The sequence below is a fragment of the Streptomyces sp. RLA012 genome (assembly GCF_056270325.1).
In genome coordinates this window covers 4,666,553-4,685,616 of the sequence record NZ_JBWDPA010000002.1, presented here as the reverse complement: position 1 = coordinate 4,685,616, position 19,064 = coordinate 4,666,553, and the positions used below count along the sequence as shown (strand labels likewise).

Here is a 19,064-nt window from a genome sequence, read left to right as displayed (position 1 = left end):
GTCGACGACGTCGTCGGGCTGATCATCGAGGACGGTGTGGGAATTGGCGACCGGTCACGACTGCATGATCACCGCACCGGCCGACCTCGCCGACCTGCTGCTCAAGCTCGGCTGACCCGCTCACCCGGCGCGGCACCATGGACTTTCGGAATGCCTTCGTCACCCTCGCCGCTGTGGTGCCGCTGCGACGCGTAGGCCGGTGTCTCTTATTCTCGGACACGTACTTTCGAATTCAAGAGGAGCAGAGCCATGGGACAGAACGTCTTCTTCGAGGTGTCCGCGGACGGGGAGCCGCTCGGCCGGATCGAGTTCAAGCTGTACGACGACGTGGTACCGGAGACGGCCCGCAACTTCCGTGAGCTGGCCACCGGCCAGAACGGGTTCGGCTACAAGGGCTCGCCCTTCCACCGCGTCATTCCGGACTTCATGCTGCAGGGCGGTGACTTCACCAACCAGAACGGCACCGGTGGCAAGAGCATCTACGGTACGAAGTTCGCGGACGAGAACTTCAAGCTCAAGCACACCAAGCCGGGTCTGCTGAGCATGGCCAACGCCGGCCCGAACACCAACGGCTCCCAGTTCTTCATCACCACGATCGTCACCGACTGGCTCGACGGCAAGCACGTCGTCTTCGGTGAGGTCGTCGAGGGCATGGACGTCGTCAGGGCCGTCGAGAAGCTCGGCAGCCGTTCCGGTGACACGGCCAAGAAGATCGTCATCGAGGACTCCGGCACCGTCTGAGAGACCCGGGCCCGCGCGGCGGGCCCGGACCGCTGTGGCCCGCATCGACCTCGGATGCTGTTGGCAAATCCGCCGCAGGGAACACTCTCCCCGGAAACCGTGAGCACTAAACCGATCTAGTGTTCACGGTTTCCGGCACACATGCCACGGAGCCGACGTGGCCGACCGGGTTGGCCAACAGCATCCGACCTCGGTGCGGGCCGCAGTCGAACGACCCGAGGTCCCGGGCCTGACGGCGTCGGCGACCGTCAGGCCCCTAAGGTGCTGGGCATGAGCATCATCGGGGTCGGTATCGACGTGGCCGAGATCGACCGGTTCCGCGCGTCGCTGGAGCGTACGCCGGGGCTGGCCCAACGGCTTTTCCTGGACCAGGAGTTGCACCTGCCGAGCGGGGAGCGCCGGGGCATCGCGTCGCTGGCCGCGCGCTTCGCCGCGAAGGAGGCGGTCGCCAAGGCGCTGGGCGCCCCGGCGGGCATGCACTGGGTGGACGCGGAGGTCTACGTCGAGGACAGCGGCCGGCCGCGGCTGCGGGTGACGGGGACGGTGGCGGCGCGGGCGGCCGAACTGGGCGTCCGCTCGTGGCATGTGTCGCTGAGCCATGACGCGGGGGTGGCCTCGGCGGTGGTGGTGGCGGAGGGGTAGCGCCCCGCCCCTGGAGGCGCGGGCGGCTGGTCCCGGCCGGCCGGGGCGCGGCCGGGGCGGCGCCGAAAGCGTCCGTACGGGAGACTCGATCCATGCGTACTGCGTACAGCGTGGAGACCGTAAGGACTGCGGAGCGGGAGCTGATGGCGCGGCTGCCCGAGGGAGCGCTGATGCAGCGTGCGGCCGCCGGACTGGCCGCCGCCTGCGCGGAGTTGCTGGGGCGGGTCTACGGCGGCCGGGTCGTACTGCTGGTCGGCAGCGGGGACAACGGCGGGGACGCCCTGTACGCCGGGGCGCGGCTCGCCCGGCGCGGGGCGGGCGTCACCGCGGTGCTGCTCGCACCCGAACGGACGCATGGCGCGGGCCTGGCCGCGCTGCGGCGGGCCGGCGGCACGGTGGCCGGGTCCGGTGCGGCCGAGGAGTTGATCCTGCGGGCCGACCTCGTCGTGGACGGGATCGTCGGGATCGGGGGCAAGGGCGGGCTGCGGCCCGAGGCGGTGCCGCCGGCCGGGTACGCCGCCGCCTCCCGGGCGGCCGTGGTCGCCGTGGACCTGCCGAGCGGGATCGAGGCCGATACGGGCGAGGTCCGCGGCGCCGCCGTCCGCGCCGATCTGACGGTGACCTTCGGGACGCACAAACCCGGGCTGCTCATCGACCCGGGGCGCGAGTACGCCGGTTCCGTACGCCTCGTCGACATCGGGCTCGACCTGCCCGACGAGGCCGAACTGGAGGCTCTGCAGCACGCGGACGTGGCGGCGCGGCTGCCGGTGCCGGGGGCGGAGAGCGACAAGTACCGGCGGGGGGTCGTCGGGATCGCGGCCGGGTCCGCGCGGTATCCCGGGGCCGCCGTGCTCGCCGTGTCCGGGGCGTTGCGGGGTGGGGCGGGGGCGGTGCGGTACGTCGGGCCCGCGGCGGATGCCGTGATCTCCCGCTTTCCCGAGACGCTCGTGTCGGACCGGGGGCCCGCGCGGGCCGGGCGGGTCCAGGCGTGGGTGGTGGGGCCCGGGGTCGGGGACGACGTGTCGATGGTGGCGGAGGTGCTCGGGGCGGACGTGCCGGTGCTGGTGGACGCGGACGGGCTGCGGCTCGCGGACCGGGCCGCCGTACGGGACCGCACCGCGCCCACGTTGATGACTCCGCATGCCGGGGAGGCGGCGGCGTTGCTCGGGGTTTCGCGGGAGTCGGTGGAGGGGGCTCGGCTGGCGTCGGTGCGGGAGCTGGCGCTTCGTTATGGGGCGACCGTGCTGCTGAAGGGGTCCACGACGCTGGTCGCCGATCCGGGGGGTGGGGCGGTGCGGGTGAATCCGACGGGGACGGCGTGGCTGGCCACGGCGGGGAGTGGGGACGTGTTGTCGGGGCTGGCGGGGTCGTTGCTGGCGGCGGGGGTGTCGGCGTTGGATGCGGGGAGTGTGGGTGCGTATCTGCATGGGCTGGCGGGGAGGTTTGCGGCGGGTGGGGCGCCCTTGGGGGCGCATGATGTCGCGGCGGCGGTTCCGGAGGCTTGGCGGGATGTACGCGATGCGCTGAGCTGAGCCCCGGGTTCCTCGCCCCCGCCGCCCCTACCCGTCCCATCCCTACCTGGGGGCTCCGCCCCCAGACCCCCCGGGTGGGTTCTTCGGCTGCGGGCCGGTGGGGGCTGGGCGCGCAGTTCCCCGCGCCCCTTGAGTCGGGGCTGCGCCCCGGACCCCCGCGCCCCTGAGGCCGGGGCTGCGTTGCCCATTACGGGGGACTCCGTCCGCGCGGCTCACCGGTGGGCGTCTTGGTGTTGCGTATCGCTGGTCGCATGATGATGAGCAGACGAACGAGATGCCGGAGCGTGGGGGTGCTCCTCGCGCTGCTGGTGGTGCCCGTGGAGGGTGCGGTGGCGGATGCCGGGCCGCCGGCGCCCGGGCCGGGCCGTGAGCTGGTGCCCGGCGTGGCACCGGGCCTGCATCAGCCCTGGCAGGTGGACACGCCGGACCAGATGCTGCCGCCGAGGGTGTACCGGCCGAGCGCGGGCGAGGACGCCGTCGAACCGAAGGACGCCCCGGCGGGGACGTACGCGCTCATCGAGTACGTACCCCTCAGCGACGCCGCCGCCGGCCGGACCGTGGCGTGCAGCAAGCAGACCGGGCCGTACCAGAAGCAGGTCGAGCGTTGGCTGAAGCTGAAGGTGGACGGGAAGCAGTCGGCGGCCGACTGCGCCGCCGTCCGGGCGTTCCAGACCAAGCAGAAGATCAAGCCGAACATCGGCTTCGCGGGCCCCGTCACCTGGGCCACGATGCAGCTGCTGTCCGCCAGGAAGAACCCGAACGCGGCCGGTAAGTGCCCCGTCCGCTCGTACCGCGTCGCCTGCGTGGATCTGAACCGTCAGCTCACCTGGGTGCAGAAGGGGAAGAAGGTGCTGTGGGGACCGGTGCCGATGCGCAGCGGGCGGGCCGGGTACCGGACCAGGACCGGCTGGTTCAAGGTCTACTGGAAGCACAAGAACCACTGGTCGACGCTCTACAACAACGCAATGCCGTACAGCCAGTTCTTCAGCGGTGGACAGGCCTTCCACGCCATCTACGGCAGCGTCTACGACCCGAACGGCTCGTGGGGCTGTGTCAATCTGCGCCTCGCCGACGCCCGCAGTCTGTGGAGCGTCACCAAGACGAACGACCGGGTGTACGTGTGGGGTCGCAGGTCCGGCACCTGACCGTCCTCCGGGGGCTCTCGGGCCCCTCTGAGACACTGGGGGCGCGATGAACGAGACAGCACCCCTGCGCGCCCGCGCAGAGATCGACCTGGCCGCCCTGCGAGCCAACGTGCGGACCCTGCGCGCCCACGCGCCGTCCGCGGCCCTGATGGCCGTGGTCAAGGCCGACGCATACGGCCACGGGGCCCTCCCGTGTGCCCGCGCGGCCCTGGCGGCGGGCGCCACCTGGCTCGGCACCGCCACCCCCGAGGAGGCCCTCGCCCTGCGCGCGGCGGGCCTGACCGACCACCGGATCATGTGCTGGCTGTGGACGCCGGGCGGCCCGTGGCGGGAGGCCGTCGAGGCCGACCTCGACGTGTCGGTGAGCGGGATGTGGGCCTTGCGGGAGGTCACCGCGGCGGCCGGGGCGGCCGGGGCGGTGGCCCGGGTACAGCTCAAGGCCGACACCGGGCTCGGGCGCGGCGGCAGCCAGCCCACCGACTGGCCCGAACTCGTGCGCGAGGCGCTGCGCGCCGAGGCCCGGGGGCTGGTCTCCGTCACCGGACTCTGGTCGCACCTCGCCTGCGCCGACGAACCCGGGCATCCCTCCGTCCAGGCCCAACTGCGCCGCTTCCGCGAGATGGTGTCGTACGCCGAGGAGCAGGGCGTGCGCCCCGAGGTGCGGCACATCGCCAACTCGGCGGCCACGCTGACCCTCCCCGAGAGCCACTTCGACCTCGTACGGACGGGGATCGCGGTCTACGGCATCTCGCCCAGCCCCGAGATCGGCGCCCCGGCCGACTTCGGACTGCGCCCCGTGATGACACTGAGCGCGTCCCTCGCGCTGGTGAAGCACGTGCCGGGCGGTCACGGCGTCAGTTACGGGCACCACTACGTCACTCCGGGCCCCACCACCCTCGGCCTGGTCCCCGTCGGGTACGCGGACGGCATCCCGCGCCACGCCTCCGGCACCGGGCCGGTCCTGGTGGGGGGCAAATGGCGGACGGTCGCGGGCCGGGTCGCGATGGACCAGTTCGTGGTCGATCTCGGCGGGGACGAGCCGGCGCCCGGTTCGGAGGCGATCCTGTTCGGTCCGGGCGACCGGGGCGAGCCGACCGCCGAGGACTGGGCACGGGCCGCGGGCACGATCGCGTATGAAATCGTCACCCGGATCGGAACCCGAGTGCCGCGCGTACACGTGAACAAGGAACAAGACGGGTAACCCGCAAGGAGTACAAGGGGTGCCCCGCGCAGGACAACAGGGCAACAGGACATAGTTGCCCCGTCAGAGGTACTTACGGCACCACTTTCAGCACGACCGGCACCACCCGAGGCACGACCCTCAGCACGACTTTCTGAAGTGAACGACACCCCGGCGAAGAGGAGCGGTACGTGAGCGAGAGCAGCGCGGAGGCCGTCACGGACGTCGCCGCGGCGGCCGTCGCCTCCGCCGCCGGGAACTGGCGCAAGGCCGGTATCGCCGGTGTGGCCATAGGCGTGGTCGCCGCGGGCGCCGCCGCCGGAGTCGCCATAGAGCGGCTCACGGTCGGCCGCGGCATGCGCAACAGGGCCCGTCTCGCGCTCGACTCGACGGGCCCGTTCGGCTCGCTGCGCGGCACCCCCGGCAAGGCGTACGCCGACGACGGCACCGAGTTGTACTACGAGGTGGACGACATCGAGCAGGATGTGACGTTCACCCCACGCCGGCGGCGGCTCTTCGGGCGCAAGGTTCCGGCCCCCGTCACCGTCGTCTTCAGCCACGGGTACTGCCTCAACCAGGACTCCTGGCACTTCCAGCGTGCCGCCCTGCGCGGTGTGGTGCGCACGGTGCACTGGGACCAGCGCAGCCACGGCCGCTCCGGGCGCGGGGTCGCCCAGACGAAGGACGGGACGCCGGTCTCCATCGACCAGCTCGGTCAGGACCTGAAGGCCGTCATCGACGCGGCCGTGCCCGCGGGGCCGATCGTGCTGGTCGGGCATTCGATGGGCGGGATGACCGTCATGGCGCTGGCCGACCAGTACCCGGACCTCGTCCGGGACCGGGTCGTCGCCGTCGCGCTCGTCGGTACGTCGTCGGGGCGGCTCGGCGAGGTCAACTTCGGGCTGCCGGTCGCGGGCGTCAACGTCGTGCGGCGCGTGCTGCCCGGCGTACTGAAGGCGCTCGGTCAGCAGGCCGCCCTGGTGGAGCGGGGGCGGCGGGCCACGGCCGACCTGTTCGCGGGGATCATCAAGCGGTACTCGTTCGCGTCCCGGGACGTCGACCCGGCCGTCGCGCGGTTCGCCGAACGGATGATCGAGGGCACCCCGATCGACGTGGTCGCCGAGTTCTACCCGGCGTTCACCGAGCACGACAAGACCGAGGCGCTGGCGTATTTCGCCGAGCTGCCGGTCCTCGTGCTGGCCGGGGTCGGGGACATGGTGACGCCGAGCGAGCACAGCGAGGCGATCGCCGACGCGTTGCCGGGCGCAGAGTTGGTACTGGTACCGGACGCGGGGCACCTTGTGATGCTGGAGCACCCGATAGTCGTCACCGACCGCCTCGCTGATCTGCTCGCCCGCACCGGGGCGATGCCCACCACGGCTACCGTGGGTGGCTGTGACTCCGCCTCCTCCTGACAGAGGTGGCTTCCAGCCTTCGGCTGCGGTCCAGCCCGAACCGGCCCCTCGCGGGGCGTGATCAGACTACTACCGCAAGTGAGTGATGATGGAAGAACTCGCGACATCGCACACCTCGACGCCCGGTGGCGTGCCGGTCCGGATCACCGTCAACTCGCCCGAGCAGATGCGGGAGTTGGGCCTTCACCTGGCCAAACTGCTGCGCGCGGGCGATCTCGTGATGCTGAACGGAGAGCTCGGCGCGGGCAAGACGACACTGACCCGCGGACTCGGCGAGGGGCTCGGCGTGCGCGGGGCGGTCACCTCCCCGACGTTCGTGATCGCCCGTGTGCACCCCTCCCTCGGCGAGGGTCCGCCGCTCGTGCACGTGGACGCGTACCGCCTGGGCGGCGGGCTCGACGAGATGGAGGACCTCGATCTCGACGTCTCGCTCTCCGACTCGGTGATCGTCGTGGAATGGGGCGAGGGCAAGGTCGAGGAGCTGACCGACGACCGCCTGCACATCGTCATCCACCGGGCCGTCGGCGACACCACCGACGAGGTACGGCACGTCACGCTGACCGGGCTCGGGGAGCGCTGGGCGACGGCGGACCTGGGCGTGCTCGCGGCCTGACTCCGCCTTTGAACGTTCCGACAAGTCGTCGGCAAGATGTTGCGTTCGGCATCCCGGGCGTGGTCACATGGACATCAGTCCGTAGTTAGGTCTACCTAACCACGAGTGCCCCCGGAGCCCCAGGAGGCGTCCATGTCGGCTTCAGAACGTGACGTGCCGGTGCAGCAGCCGTGTGTGGCGGACGGGGTGGCCGGGGCGGCCGGGGTGGCTGGGATGGCCGGGGTGTCGATGCGGGATCTGTTGGCGTCGTGTGCCGCCGCCGACGCGGTGTCCCGGCCGCCGATGGCGCCCGCGCCGGAGGCGCCGCGGGCGGTGGAGCGGCCTCGCAGGGCCGCGTGAGCGCTCCGCTGGAGGGGTGGTTCTTCGGCTGCGGGCCGGTGGGGGCTTGTCGCGCAGTTCCCCGCGCCCCTGAAGGGGCGCTCCTGCGCGGGTCCGCCGTTCACTGAACGACGTCAGCACTGAATGACCGGCGACGGTTACTGGATGACGACTACCTTTACGCCGATCGTCGCGAAGTTCCACATCGCGGTGCCGTCCGTGCGGGACTCGCGGATGCCGCCCAGCTTCTTGGCGGAGTCGGGGGAGGCCGTGGAACCGTCCATGGCGGCGCTGAAGCCGATCGCCACGCCGTCGACGACGGTGAAGCGGACGACGTGCTCGACCTGGGCGCCGTCCGATCCGGTGACGGCCTTCGAACGCGAGGTGACGCCGTAGGTACCGACGGCCGGGTCCACTGTGCCGGGGGTGACCCTGAAGGTGCGCTCGGCCTTGTTGGTCTCCGTGACCAGCCACACGCGGTCGTCGTCGACCGAGTACACGACCCGCTCGCCCCTGCCGGAGTCGGCGGGCAGCGCCACCGGGTTGTTCTTGTCCCGGGGAGCCTTCTTGGTGGGGGCCTTGGGGGACGCGCTCGCGAAGGGCTTGCCCAGGGTGTCCGGTACGTTCGCGGACGCCTGGTAGGCGAGGAAGCCGACCACCGCGACGGCCGCCGCGGTGAGCCCGGCCACGAATCCCGAGCTGCTCCTAGCCACCTTGTGTACCCGCCTCTCGTGCCGCGCGTGTGTCCTTTACGTCCTTTGTGGTGACGGTAGCAGCAGCCGCCCCGCAGACCGGGGCGGCCGTGCGTCGCGCTCGGGCGCCGTAGGCTGTTTGCGTGCTCTTGCTCGCTCTGGATACCGCCACCCCCGCCGTGACCGTCGCCCTGCACGACGGCACGTCCGTCATCGCCTCGTCGAGCCAGGTGGACGCGCGCCGGCACGGAGAGCTGCTGCTGCCGGCCGTCGACCGGGTGCTCACCGAGGCAGGCCTCAAGCTGGACGCCGTCACCGGCGTCGTCGTGGGCGTCGGCCCCGGCCCGTACACCGGGCTGCGTGTCGGCCTCATGACCGCCGACACCTTCGGTCTCGCGCTCGGCGTGCCCGTGTACGGCCTGTGCACCCTCGACGGGCTCGCGTACGCCGTGGACGGTGCTCACGTGGAGGGGCCCTTCGTCGTCGCGACGGACGCCCGGCGCAAGGAGGTGTACTGGGCCCGGTACGACGACCCCCGCACCCGTGTCTCGGAGCCGGCCGTCGACCGGCCCGCCGAGATCGCCGAGGCCGTGGCGGGACTGCCCGCCTTCGGCGCGGGCGCGCTGCTGTATCCCGACACCTTCCCGGACGCCCGCGCGCCCGAGCACGTCTCGGCGGCCGCGCTCGCCTCCCTGGCGGCCGAGAAGCTGGCCGCGGGCGAGGAACTGGAAGCACCCCGGCCGCTCTATCTGCGCCGCCCGGACGCCCAGGTACCCAAGAACTACAAGGTGGTCACCCCGAAGTGACCGTCGAGCTGCGCGAGATGCGCTGGTGGGACATCGATTCCGTACTGGAGCTGGAGAAGGACCTCTTCCCCGAGGACGCCTGGTCGCGGGGGATGTTCTGGTCCGAGCTGGCCCACGCGCGCGGGCCCGAGGCGACGCGCCGGTATGTGGTCGCGACCGAGGGCGGCCGGCTCGTCGGGTACGCCGGGCTCGCCTCCTCCGGCGACCTGGGCGACGTACAGACGATCGCCGTACGCCGTGAACAGTGGAGCACCGGCCTCGGCTCCCGGCTGCTGGCCGAGCTGCTGCGGGCCGCGACCGCGTTCGAGTGCGCCGAGGTACTGCTGGAGTGCCGTGTGGACAACGTCCGCGCGCAGAAGCTGTACGAGCGCTTCGGCTTCGAGCCCATCGGGTTCCGCCGCGGCTACTACCAGCCGGGCAACATCGACGCCCTGGTCATGCGCCTCACCGACCCTTCCGCATCCGTACAAGGAACCGAACAAGGAACCGAGAACAATGGCTGACGAACCGCTTGTCCTGGGTATCGAGACCTCCTGCGACGAGACGGGCGTCGGCATCGTCCGCGGCACCACCCTGCTCGCGGACGCGATCGCGTCCAGCGTCGACGAGCACGCCCGGTTCGGCGGCGTGGTGCCGGAGGTCGCCTCCCGTGCCCATCTGGAGGCGATGGTGCCGACCATCGGCCGGGCGCTGAAGGAGGCGGGCGTCAAGGCCTCCGACCTGGACGGCATCGCGGTCACCGCGGGTCCCGGGCTCGCCGGCGCGCTGCTCGTCGGCGTGTCGGCGGCGAAGGCGTACGCCTACGCGCTGGGCAAGCCGCTGTACGGCGTCAACCACCTCGCCTCCCACATCTGTGTGGACCAGCTGGAGCACGGCCCGCTGCCCGAGCCGACGATGGCGCTGCTCGTCTCCGGCGGCCACTCGTCCCTGCTGCTCTCGACCGACATCACCTCCGACGTACGGCCCATGGGCGCGACCATCGACGACGCCGCCGGCGAGGCCTTCGACAAGATCGCGCGGGTGCTCAACCTCGGCTTCCCCGGCGGTCCGGTCATCGACCGGTACGCGAAGGAGGGCGATCCGTCCGCGATCGCCTTCCCGCGCGGGCTCACCGGGCCGCGCGATGCGGCGTACGACTTCTCCTTCTCCGGTCTGAAGACCTCGGTGGCCCGTTGGATCGAGGCCAGGCGGGCCGCGGGGGAGGAGGTGCCGGTGCGCGATGTGGCCGCGTCCTTCCAGGAGGCGGTGGTGGACGTGCTGACCCGCAAGGCCGTACGGGCCTGCAAGGACCAGGGCGTCGACCACCTCATGATCGGTGGCGGAGTGGCCGCGAACTCCCGGCTGCGCGTGCTCGCGCAGGAGCGCTGCGAGGCCGCCGGGATCCGGCTGCGGGTGCCGCGGCCGAAGCTGTGCACGGACAACGGGGCGATGGTGGCCGCGCTGGGCGCGGAGATGGTCTCCCGGAACCGGGCCGCCTCCGACTGGGACCTCTCGGCCGACTCCTCGCTGCCGGTGACGGACCCGCATGTGCCCGGTCGTGCGCAGGCATCCGGCCATGATCATGTGCATGAGGTCTCGAAGGAGAACCTGTACTCGTGACCGTCGCGCTGATGTGGGAGGCGCGGGCCGTCACCGGGCGGGGCGGGGAACTGCTCGCCTGGGTGCGGGCGCAGGAACTGTCCGCGGAGCCGCTGCGGCGGGAGGTGCTGCGCGCCCCGCAGGACCGGGTGCTCGTCATCACCTGGTGGGACGCGTCGTACGACGCCGAACTGCCCGAACTGCCGGAGCCGGACGGGCAGCTGGTGACCCGGACGGTCCATCGGTGGCGGTTCGAGTCGGTCTCCTGACGCCTTCGTTTCCGGCCGGGCTTCACGCCGACCTCATTTTTCCGGAAGACTCCTGCAAGGTTTCGCGCGCTTGGACATGTCGACGGAGGTGGGCGCAGTGGCCCGGGAGAGCATCAAGAACAAGGTGACGATCACCGAGATCGCCCGGCAGGCCGGCGTCTCGGTGCCCACCGTGTCGCGTGTCGTCAACGGCCGTTCCGATGTGTCGCCGGAGACCCGGGCCCGTATCGAGGACCTGCTGCGGCAGCACGGCTACCGGCGCAGGCCGTCCGCGCCGGGTGACCGGGCGGCCCTGATCGACCTGGTCTTCAACGACCTCGACAGCCCCTGGGCCGTGGAGATCATCCGGGGTGTCGAGGAGGTCGCGCACGCGTCGGGCGTGGGCACGGTGGTCTCCGCCATCCACGGGGCGTCGGGCTCCGCGCGGCAGTGGATGACCAATCTGCGCGCCCGGGCCTCGGACGGCGTGATCCTGGTGACCTCCGTCCTCGAACCCCGGCTGCACGAGGAGTTGCGGCGGCTCGGGGTGCCGCTGGTCGCGGTGGATCCGGCGGGGTCCCCGACCCTGGACGTGCCGACCGTCGGCGCCGCCAACTGGGCGGGCGGGATGGCGGCGACGGAGCATCTGCTCGGCCTTGGCCATCGCCGGATCGGCTTCGTCGCCGGGCCGGTGCGGCTGCTGTGCTCGCGGGCGCGGCTGGACGGGTACCGGGCGGCCCTGGAGGCGGCGGGGGTCGCGGTCGACGACGCGCTGATCGTGCCGGGGGACTTCTATCACCAGGCGGGCTTCGACGGCTGCAACACGCTGCTCGACCTGGCGGAACCGCCGACCGCGCTGTTCGCGGCGAGTGATCAGATGGCGCTCGGGGCCATCGAGGCCCTGCGGCGGCGGGGGCTGCGGGTTCCGGAGGACATGAGCGTCGTCGGGTTCGACGACCTGCCGGAGGTCCGGTGGTCGGCGCCGCCGCTCACGACGGTGCGGCAGCCGCTCGCGGACATGGGGAAGCTGGCCACGCGGACGGTGCTTCGGCTGGCGCTGGGCGAGGACCCGGTTTCTCCTCGGGTTGAGTTGGCGACTGAGTTGGTCGTGCGGGCGAGTACGGCGCGGCGGGGTTGAGGGTCCGCGCCTCAGGGGCGGGGTGTTCGAGGGCGGTTCGGCGGCTGCGGGTGGTTCGTGGCCGGTCGCGCAGTTCCCCGCGCCCCTGAAAGCCGGGCGCGGCTGCCGTCACCCCCCTGATCGCGATAACTCCCAGATTTGTCAGGAGCGTTGACATACCTGTCCCCTGGCCGTAATTTCCGTGCGCACTCAGCCGATAATTATCGGCACCCTTCCGGAAGGTGTGCGATGCGAGCGTTGGGCAACACCTACACCTCTCTCTCCCGCCGAAGGCTCCTGGCGGCCTCCGCGGCGACCGGACTGGGGGCGGCCGCCCTGAGCGCGTGCGGCTCCTCCGACAGCGGGAACAGCTCGGGCAAGACCACGGTCGAGTGGTGGAACATCACCACCACCGACCCGGCGAAGAAGCTGTGGGCCCAGCGCGCCAAGGACTTCGAGGCCGCGCATCCGGACGTGAAGATCAAGATCGTCACGCTGGAGAACGAGGCGTACAAGTCGAAGATGACCGCGCTGACCACCTCGGGAAAGCTGCCGGACATCTTCCACACCTGGGGCGGCGGTGTGCTCAAGCAGCAGATCGACGCGGGCCTGGTCGAGGACCTGACCGACAAGGTCGCCTCCTGGACGAAGGACTATGTGCCCGCCTCGCTGGCGGCCTACCAGTTCGACAAGAAGACGTACGCCGTCCCGTTCGACATCGGCATGGTCGGCTTCTGGTACAACAAGGCGCTCTTCAAGCAGGCCGAAATCGCCGCCCCGCCCACCACCTGGTCCGGCTATCTCGACGCCGTCAGGGCCCTGAAGAGCGCCGGGATCACCCCCATCGCGCTGGCCGGCAAGGAGAAGTGGCCCGGTATGTACTACTGGGCGTACCTGTCGATGCGCGTCGCCGGGCTCGAAGCGATGCAGAAGGCCGCCACCGACGCCGACTTCACCGGCGAGGGGTTCGTCACGGCCGGTCAGCACCTCAAGGACCTCGTCGACCTGGAGCCCTTCCAGAAGGGCGTCCTCGGCGCCGCCTACTCCGACCCCAACGGCCAGGCGGCCCTGATGGGCAACGGCAAGGCAGCCATGGAACTGATGGGCCAGTGGGCCCCGTCCGTCGAGAAGTCGTCAGGCAAGGGACTCGGCGCCGACCTCGGCTTCTTCTCCTTCCCCTCCGTGGAGGGCGGAAAGGGCGCGCTCACCGAGGTGTTCGGCGGGGGCGGCGGCCACGCGGTGCGCAAGGGAGCGCCGGACGCGGCCGTGGAGTTCCTGAAGTTCTTCGCCGAGAAGGAGTTCGCCGAGACGCTGGTCAAGGACACGGGCCTGATACCGGTGTCCAAGGGCGCGGCCGGCGCCCTGACCGACCCCAACCTCACCGCCGTCGCGGACGCCCTGAACAACGCCACCGGCTTCCAGCTCTATCTCGACCAGGCGTACGCCCCCGCCGTCGGCCAGGAGATCAACGACAGCGTCGCCGCGCTCATCGCCGGGTCCAAGTCCCCGCAGCAGGTGACGCGTTCGGTGACCCAGGTCGCCAAGAGCGAGAAGAGCTAGCGGCCGGCGATGACGCACTCGACTTCGACCCCGACCGCGTCGACGTATGTGCCCGATCTCGGCAAGTCGACCGGTGCGACGGCCGTTTCACCGGGCGGGGGGCCCCGCCGTCCCGCCCTGCGGCGCGTGCGCGACTGGTTCGCGGCCTTCGTCTTCACCATCCCGGCGCTCGCCCTGTTCGGGATGCTCGTCCTCGTGCCGATGGGCTACGCCTTCTACATCAGCTTCTTCAACTGGGGCGGATTCGGCTCGCCCACCGACTCCGTGGGGTTCGACAACTACACCCGGCTCTTCCACGACCCGGTGTTCCTCGGGGACCTGTGGCGCGGCTTCCTGCTCGTCGCCTTCTCCCTCGTCCTCCAGCTGCCGTTCGCGCTCGCCATGGCCGTGCTGCTCAACCAGAAGCTGCGCGGCCGGGCCGTCTACCGGATGCTGTTCTTCGCGCCGTACATCCTGTCCGAGGTCATCACCGGCGTGCTGTTCAGCATGATCTTCTCGCCGGGCGAGGGGCTCGCCGACAAGGTCCTCGGCGCGGTCGGGCTCGACGGCCCGGGCGGGCTCTGGTTCGCGGGCCAGAACACCGTCCTGCCCACCCTCTTCCTGGTCATGACCTGGAAGTACTTCGGCTTCCACATGATGCTCTACCTGGCAGGACTCCAGGGCATCCCGGCGGAGCTGCACGAGGCGGCACGCATCGACGGCGCAGGCAGCTGGCAGCGCTTCCGCCATGTCACGCTCCCGCTGCTCGCGCCGACCCTGCGGATCAGCGTGTTCCTTTCCGTGATCGGCGCCATCCAGCTCTTCGACCTGGTGTGGGTGATCTCCGCGGGCGGTCCCGACCACCACTCGGAGACCATGGTCATCAGCATGTTCCAGTACGGCTTCAAGCGCTACCAGATGGGCTACGCCAGCGCGATCAGCGTGGCGATGTTCCTGATCAGCCTCGTCTTCGCCCTCGCCTACCAGCGTTTCGTGCTGCGCCGCGACACCGAAGGAGCCATCACCACCATGCGAGCAGGCCGATGAGCGCGGTCGTGAAGAACACGGTCGGGGACAACACGGTCCCGAAGAACACGGTCCCGAAGAGTGTCGTACGCCGTCGCAGGCTGCGCACGCTGCCCGTGTACGTGATCCTGTGGCTGGTCGGCGCGGTCATGGTGACCCCACTGCTGTACGCCCTGGTGTCCGGCTTCAAGTCCACCGACCAGCTCTCCAGCAACACCTTCGGCCTTCCCCACCCCTGGGTGACCTCGAACTACACCTCGCTGCTCGGCTCGGGACCGTTCTGGCGGTCCGTCGGCAGCAGCACCCTCATCGCGGTCGCCACCGCCCTGCTGACCGTGGGGGCGTCGGCGCTCGCCGCCTACGCGCTCGCCCGGTTCGCCTTCCGGGGCAGGGAAGTGCTCTTCACCGTCTTCACGATGGGGCTGATGTTCCCCTTCGCGGTGGCGATCCTGCCGCTGTTCATCCTGCTGCGCACCTTCGGACTGCTGGACAACCCCTGGGGCGTGATCCTGCCCCAGGCCGCGTTCGGCCTGCCCATGACGATCGTCATCCTGCGCGGCTTCTTCCGGGAGATCCCCGGCGAACTGGAGGAGGCCGCCACCCTCGACGGCTGCTCCTCGTTCGGCTTCTTCTGGCGCATCCTGCTGCCGCTGGCCCGCCCGGCCCTCGGCACCGTCTCCGTCCTCGCCATCGTGGGCAGCTGGAACAACTTCCTGCTCCCCCTGCTCGTCTTCAGCGAACCCACCTGGTGGACGGTCCCCGTCGGCATCCAGCAGTTCCAGGGCCAGTACGCCTCCGATCTGGCCCGCATCTTCGCCTACCTGGTCCTCGCCATGGCGCCCGCCCTGGCCTTCTACGCGGTCGCCGAACGGCAGCTGATCGGCGGCATCACGCTCGGCGCGACCAAGGGCTGAGCACCAGCCCCTTCAGATGCCCCTGTGGATGTGAGGAGTTACATGACCGACCCCTGGCAGGACCCGGCTCTGCCCGCAGGCGTCCGCGCCGCCGATCTGCTCGCCCGTATGACCACGGAAGAGAAGGTCGCCCAGCTCTACAGCGTCTGGCCCGGCTCGAACCAGACCCCGGGCGGGGACAAGGCGCCGCTGCAGCACGCCCTGTCCGAGGACATCGACCTGACGCGACTGCTCCCGCACGGGCTCGGCCAGCTGACCCGCCCCTTCGGCACCGCGCCGGTCGACCCGGCCGAGGGCGCCGCCCGTCTCGCCTCCCTCCAGGAACGCATCCGCTCCGCGAACCGCTTCCGGCTGCCCGCGCTCGCCCACGAGGAGTGCCTCACCGGGTTCACCGCCTGGCGGGCGACGGTCTTCCCGACCCCGCTCGCCTGGGGCGCCAGCTTCGACCCGGCCCTGGTGAAGGAGATGGCGGCGGCGATCGGCGCCTCGATGCGCTCGGTCGGCGTCCACCAGGGCCTCGCCCCCGTCCTCGACGTCGTACGCGACCCCCGCTGGGGCCGTACGGAGGAGTCCATCGGCGAGGACCCCTACCTCGTGGCGACCGTCGGCACCGCCTACGTCCAGGGACTGGAGTCGGCGGGCGTCGTCGCCACGCTCAAGCACCTCGCCGGGTACTCCGCCTCCCGCGGCGCCCGCAACCACGCGCCCGCCTCGCTCGGCCCGCGTGAACTCGCGGACGTCATCCTGCCGCCGTTCGAGATGGCCGTACGGGAGGGCGGGGCGCGCTCGGTGATGGCCTCGTACAACGACCTCGACGGACTGCCCGCCCACGCGCACCGCCGACTGCTCACCGAACTCCTGCGGGAGGACTGGCAGTTCACCGGCACGGTCGTCTCCGACTACTTCGGGGTGTCCTTCCTGGAGACCGCGCACGGGCTCACCGACTCCCCGGCGGGGGCGGCCGCGCTCGCGCTCGCGGCGGGCGTGGACGTCGAACTGCCCGCCGTGCGCTGCTACGGCTCCGGGCCGCTCGACGAGGAGTTCGTGGACCGGGCCGCGCTGCGGGTGCTGACGCAGAAGTGCGAACTGGGCCTGCTGGATCCGGACTGGGCGGCGCCGTCCGCCGACTCCGGACCCGTCGATCTCGATCCGCCGCACATGCGGGCGCTGGCCCGGCAGCTGGCCGAGGAGTCGGTCGTCCTGCTGGCCAACGGCGGTACGTTGCCGCTGGCGCCCGGAGTGCGGCGGGTCGCCGTGCTCGGTCCGCTCGCCGACGATCCCGCGGCCATGCTCGGCTGCTACACCTTCCCCCGCCATGTCCTCCTCGACCACCCCGAGGTCGAGATGGGGGTGGACGTGCCGACGCTGCTGGAGGCGCTGCGCGCCGAGCTGCCGGACGTGGAGTTCACCGACGATCCGGTGGCGGCGGAGGTGTGCGTGGTCGCGGTCGGCGACCGCTCGGGGCTGTTCGGGCGGGGCACCTCGGGCGAGGGCTGCGACGCGGCCGATCTCGAACTGCCCGAGGGGCAGGGGGAGTTGGTGGACAAGGCGCTGGCCTCCGGGACACCGGTCGTGCTGGTGCTGCTCTCGGGGCGGCCGTACGCGCTCGGGCGCTGGGCGGACCGGTGCGCGGCGGTGGTGCAGGCGTTCTTCGCGGGACAGGAGGGGGGTCCCGCGGTGGCCGGGGTGCTGTCCGGGCGGGTGAACCCGTCCGGGCGGCTTCCGGTGAGCGTGCCGCGCGACCGGGCCGGGCAGCCGTGGACGTATCTCGCCCCGCCGCTCGGACAACGCGGCGAGGCCAGCAACCTCGACCCGACACCGCTGTTCCCCTTCGGGCACGGGCTGTCGTACACGACGTACGACTGGCAGGCGCCGTCGGTCGACGACGCCGCGTTCCCGACGGACGGCGAGACGACCCTGCGGCTGACCGTCCGCAACACGGGGGAGCGGGCCGGCACCGAGGTCGTGCAGCTCTATCTCCACGACCCGGTCGGCAAGGTGGCCCGCCCGGTGGCCCGGCTGGTGGGCTACGCGCGGGTGCCGCTGGAGGCGGGAGCGTCGGCGGAGGTGCACTTCACGGTCCCGGCGGACCTGGCCGCGTACACCGGCCCGGACGGCGACCGGATCGTCGAACCGGGCGCGCTGGAACTGCGGTTGGGGGCGTCCAGCGCCGAGGGCGAGGTGCGGTATGCGGTGCCGGTGACACTGACCGGGCCCGAGCGGGTGGTGGGGCGGGAGCGGCGGATGCGGTGCGAGGTGCGGGTGAAGTAGCCGCCTTTCCTGCCGACGCTTCCTGCTGACCCTTCCGACTGACGCTTCCCGCTGACGAAGGAGCTGTTCCTCCCCGCTGACGCCGAATATTTCCTGCCAGTTTTCGAATGTTGCGGACCTCGCCGAGGTCGGAGAGGGGTCGCCGAGCGGGCACCCGGGGATACCATCGCGCGCATGACTCCCTCGAAGCCCGTGGAAAAGCGGACGGCGGACCGGTTGTCGGGGACCGCGACCCTCGCCGAGATCGCCCGCGAGGCCGGCGTCTCCGCTCCGACTGTTTCGAAGGTGCTCAACGGCCGGGCCGACGTCGCCCCGGCCACCCGCACCCGGGTCGAGGAGCTGCTGCGCGCGTACGGCTACCGGCGCCGCCGGGCCGAGGCGACCCGCTCGCCCCTCGTCGACCTCGTCTTCCACGAGCTGGAGAGCGCCTGGGCGATGGAGGTCATCCGGGGTGTCGAGAACGTGGCACGGGACCAGGGACTGAGCGTCGTGCTGTCCGAGAGCGCGGGGCGGCTGACCCCCGGGCGGACCTGGGCCGACCAGGTCGCCGCCCGTCGCCCGCACGGTGTGATCCTCGTCCTGTCCCGGCTGGACGAGTCCCAGCGCGCGCTGCTGACCAGCAGGTCCATCCCGTTCGTGGTGATGGACCCGGCGGGCGACCCCGGCGACGACGTACCGTCCATCGGCGCCACCAACTGGCACGGCGGGCTGGCCGCGACCCGCCATCTCGTCGACCTGGGCCACCGGCGGATCGGCGCGATCAGCGGGCCCTCGCGGATGATGTGCAGCCGTGCCCGGGTCGACGGATACCGGGCGGCGCTGGAGACGGCCGGGCTGCCGGTGGACCCGGAGCTGATCACGGTCGGGAACTTCCACCACGAGGACGGCTACCGGCTGGGCCTGGACCTGCTGCGCCGCCCCGACCGCCCGACCGCCGTCTTCACCGGCAACGACCTCCAGGCGCTCGGCCTGTACGAGGCCGCCCGCGAGCTGGGGCTGCGCATCCCGGAGGACCTGAGCGTGGTGGGGTTCGACGATCTGCCGGTGGCGCGCTGGGTCGGGCCGCCGCTGACGACCGTACGACAGCCGCTGACGGAGATGGCGGAGGCGGCGGCCAGGCTGGTGCTGGAGCTGGGGCGCGAGGAGCGGCCGGCGGCGGGAACCAGGGTGGAGCTGGCGACGAGTCTGGTGGTGCGCAGCAGCACGGGGGCGCCTCCGGCATAGGGAACGGATTGCTGTTCCTGTTATTGACGAGTGGGGCGCACGGCCCGACACTCTCCGAAGTCA

The 19,064-nt window shown here is 71.5% G+C and carries 19 protein-coding genes and 1 pseudogene; 19 read left to right on the top strand and 1 reads right to left on the bottom strand.

Features of this window, described 5'->3' with window-relative positions; translation table 11 throughout:
• Nucleotides 1-34: 34 nt before the first annotated feature.
• The 9 genes and pseudogenes from RV986_RS21135 to RV986_RS21095 form a co-directional block, all read left to right on the top strand.
• Nucleotides 35-115, top strand: a pseudogene (locus tag RV986_RS21135) (alpha/beta hydrolase); the annotation flags it as partial.
• Between the two features lie 134 nt (nucleotides 116-249).
• Entirely contained in the window at nucleotides 250-741 is a 492-nt protein-coding gene (locus tag RV986_RS21130) for a peptidylprolyl isomerase (RefSeq protein WP_475918912.1), read from the top strand.
• Between the two features lie 270 nt (nucleotides 742-1,011).
• Nucleotides 1,012-1,383, top strand: a complete 372-nt coding sequence (locus RV986_RS21125) for a holo-ACP synthase (RefSeq protein ID WP_475918911.1) — start codon at nucleotides 1,012-1,014, stop codon at nucleotides 1,381-1,383.
• A gap of 92 nt (nucleotides 1,384-1,475) precedes the next feature.
• Nucleotides 1,476-2,915 (top strand): NAD(P)H-hydrate dehydratase, encoded by a 1,440-nt coding sequence (locus RV986_RS21120; protein ID WP_475918910.1) that lies wholly within the window; start codon nucleotides 1,476-1,478, stop codon nucleotides 2,913-2,915.
• A 257-nt stretch (nucleotides 2,916-3,172) separates the two neighbouring features.
• Nucleotides 3,173-4,060, top strand: coding sequence for a L,D-transpeptidase family protein (locus RV986_RS21115; RefSeq protein ID WP_475924367.1), 888 nt, complete (start codon nucleotides 3,173-3,175; stop codon nucleotides 4,058-4,060).
• Between the two features lie 46 nt (nucleotides 4,061-4,106).
• Nucleotides 4,107-5,261, top strand: a complete 1,155-nt coding sequence (gene alr / locus RV986_RS21110; protein ID WP_475918909.1) for an alanine racemase — start codon at nucleotides 4,107-4,109, stop codon at nucleotides 5,259-5,261.
• A 170-nt stretch (nucleotides 5,262-5,431) separates the two neighbouring features.
• Nucleotides 5,432-6,655, top strand: a complete 1,224-nt coding sequence (locus tag RV986_RS21105) for an alpha/beta fold hydrolase (protein ID WP_475918908.1) — start codon at nucleotides 5,432-5,434, stop codon at nucleotides 6,653-6,655.
• A gap of 88 nt (nucleotides 6,656-6,743) precedes the next feature.
• Nucleotides 6,744-7,268 carry a tRNA (adenosine(37)-N6)-threonylcarbamoyltransferase complex ATPase subunit type 1 TsaE gene (gene tsaE / locus RV986_RS21100; RefSeq protein ID WP_475924366.1) on the top strand — a complete coding sequence of 175 codons (525 nt, stop codon included), beginning with the start codon at nucleotides 6,744-6,746 and terminating at the stop codon, nucleotides 7,266-7,268.
• Between the two features lie 132 nt (nucleotides 7,269-7,400).
• Entirely contained in the window at nucleotides 7,401-7,607 is a 207-nt protein-coding gene (locus RV986_RS21095) for a hypothetical protein (RefSeq protein ID WP_475918907.1), read from the top strand.
• Between the two features lie 137 nt (nucleotides 7,608-7,744).
• On the opposite strand, the gene RV986_RS21090 is transcribed toward RV986_RS21095, so the two are convergent.
• A complete protein-coding gene (locus RV986_RS21090; protein ID WP_475918906.1) occupies nucleotides 7,745-8,299 on the bottom strand; it encodes a hypothetical protein in 555 nt (184 codons plus the stop codon).
• A 122-nt stretch (nucleotides 8,300-8,421) separates the two neighbouring features.
• Between RV986_RS21090 and tsaB the strand changes: the two genes are divergently transcribed.
• The 10 genes from tsaB to RV986_RS21040 all read left to right on the top strand — a co-directional run bounded on the left by tsaB (nucleotide 8,422) and on the right by RV986_RS21040 (nucleotide 19,001).
• Entirely contained in the window at nucleotides 8,422-9,084 is a 663-nt protein-coding gene (tsaB, locus tag RV986_RS21085; protein WP_475918905.1) for a tRNA (adenosine(37)-N6)-threonylcarbamoyltransferase complex dimerization subunit type 1 TsaB, read from the top strand.
• Nucleotides 9,085-9,101: 17 nt separating this feature from the next.
• The gene (rimI, locus tag RV986_RS21080; protein ID WP_475924365.1) at nucleotides 9,102-9,587 is read left to right on the top strand and encodes a ribosomal protein S18-alanine N-acetyltransferase; all 486 of its coding nucleotides are present in this window, start codon (nucleotides 9,102-9,104) and stop codon (nucleotides 9,585-9,587) included.
• Nucleotides 9,580-10,683, top strand: a complete 1,104-nt coding sequence (gene tsaD, locus RV986_RS21075) for a tRNA (adenosine(37)-N6)-threonylcarbamoyltransferase complex transferase subunit TsaD (RefSeq protein ID WP_475918904.1) — start codon at nucleotides 9,580-9,582, stop codon at nucleotides 10,681-10,683. The genes rimI and tsaD overlap by 8 nt, the downstream gene beginning before the upstream one ends.
• Entirely contained in the window at nucleotides 10,680-10,931 is a 252-nt protein-coding gene (locus RV986_RS21070) for a hypothetical protein (RefSeq protein ID WP_475918903.1), read from the top strand. Before tsaD ends, RV986_RS21070 begins: the two co-directional genes overlap by 4 nt.
• Nucleotides 10,932-11,007: 76 nt before the next feature.
• Nucleotides 11,008-12,048: a LacI family DNA-binding transcriptional regulator gene (locus RV986_RS21065; protein WP_475924364.1), complete on the top strand. Its 1,041-nt coding sequence runs from the start codon at nucleotides 11,008-11,010 to the stop codon at nucleotides 12,046-12,048.
• A gap of 228 nt (nucleotides 12,049-12,276) precedes the next feature.
• Nucleotides 12,277-13,587 carry an extracellular solute-binding protein gene (locus tag RV986_RS21060; protein WP_475918902.1) on the top strand — a complete coding sequence of 437 codons (1,311 nt, stop codon included), beginning with the start codon at nucleotides 12,277-12,279 and terminating at the stop codon, nucleotides 13,585-13,587.
• 9 nt (nucleotides 13,588-13,596) lie between these two features.
• Nucleotides 13,597-14,613 carry a carbohydrate ABC transporter permease gene (locus RV986_RS21055; RefSeq protein WP_475918901.1) on the top strand — a complete coding sequence of 339 codons (1,017 nt, stop codon included), beginning with the start codon at nucleotides 13,597-13,599 and terminating at the stop codon, nucleotides 14,611-14,613.
• A 128-nt stretch (nucleotides 14,614-14,741) separates the two neighbouring features.
• Entirely contained in the window at nucleotides 14,742-15,506 is a 765-nt protein-coding gene (locus tag RV986_RS21050; RefSeq protein ID WP_475924363.1) for a carbohydrate ABC transporter permease, read from the top strand.
• Between the two features lie 42 nt (nucleotides 15,507-15,548).
• Complete coding sequence (locus RV986_RS21045) at nucleotides 15,549-17,777, top strand: beta-xylosidase/alpha-l-arabinosidase (RefSeq protein ID WP_475918900.1); 2,229 nt, start codon at nucleotides 15,549-15,551, stop codon at nucleotides 17,775-17,777.
• Between the two features lie 174 nt (nucleotides 17,778-17,951).
• Nucleotides 17,952-19,001 carry a LacI family DNA-binding transcriptional regulator gene (locus RV986_RS21040; RefSeq protein WP_475918899.1) on the top strand — a complete coding sequence of 350 codons (1,050 nt, stop codon included), beginning with the start codon at nucleotides 17,952-17,954 and terminating at the stop codon, nucleotides 18,999-19,001.
• Nucleotides 19,002-19,064 lie beyond the last annotated feature (63 nt).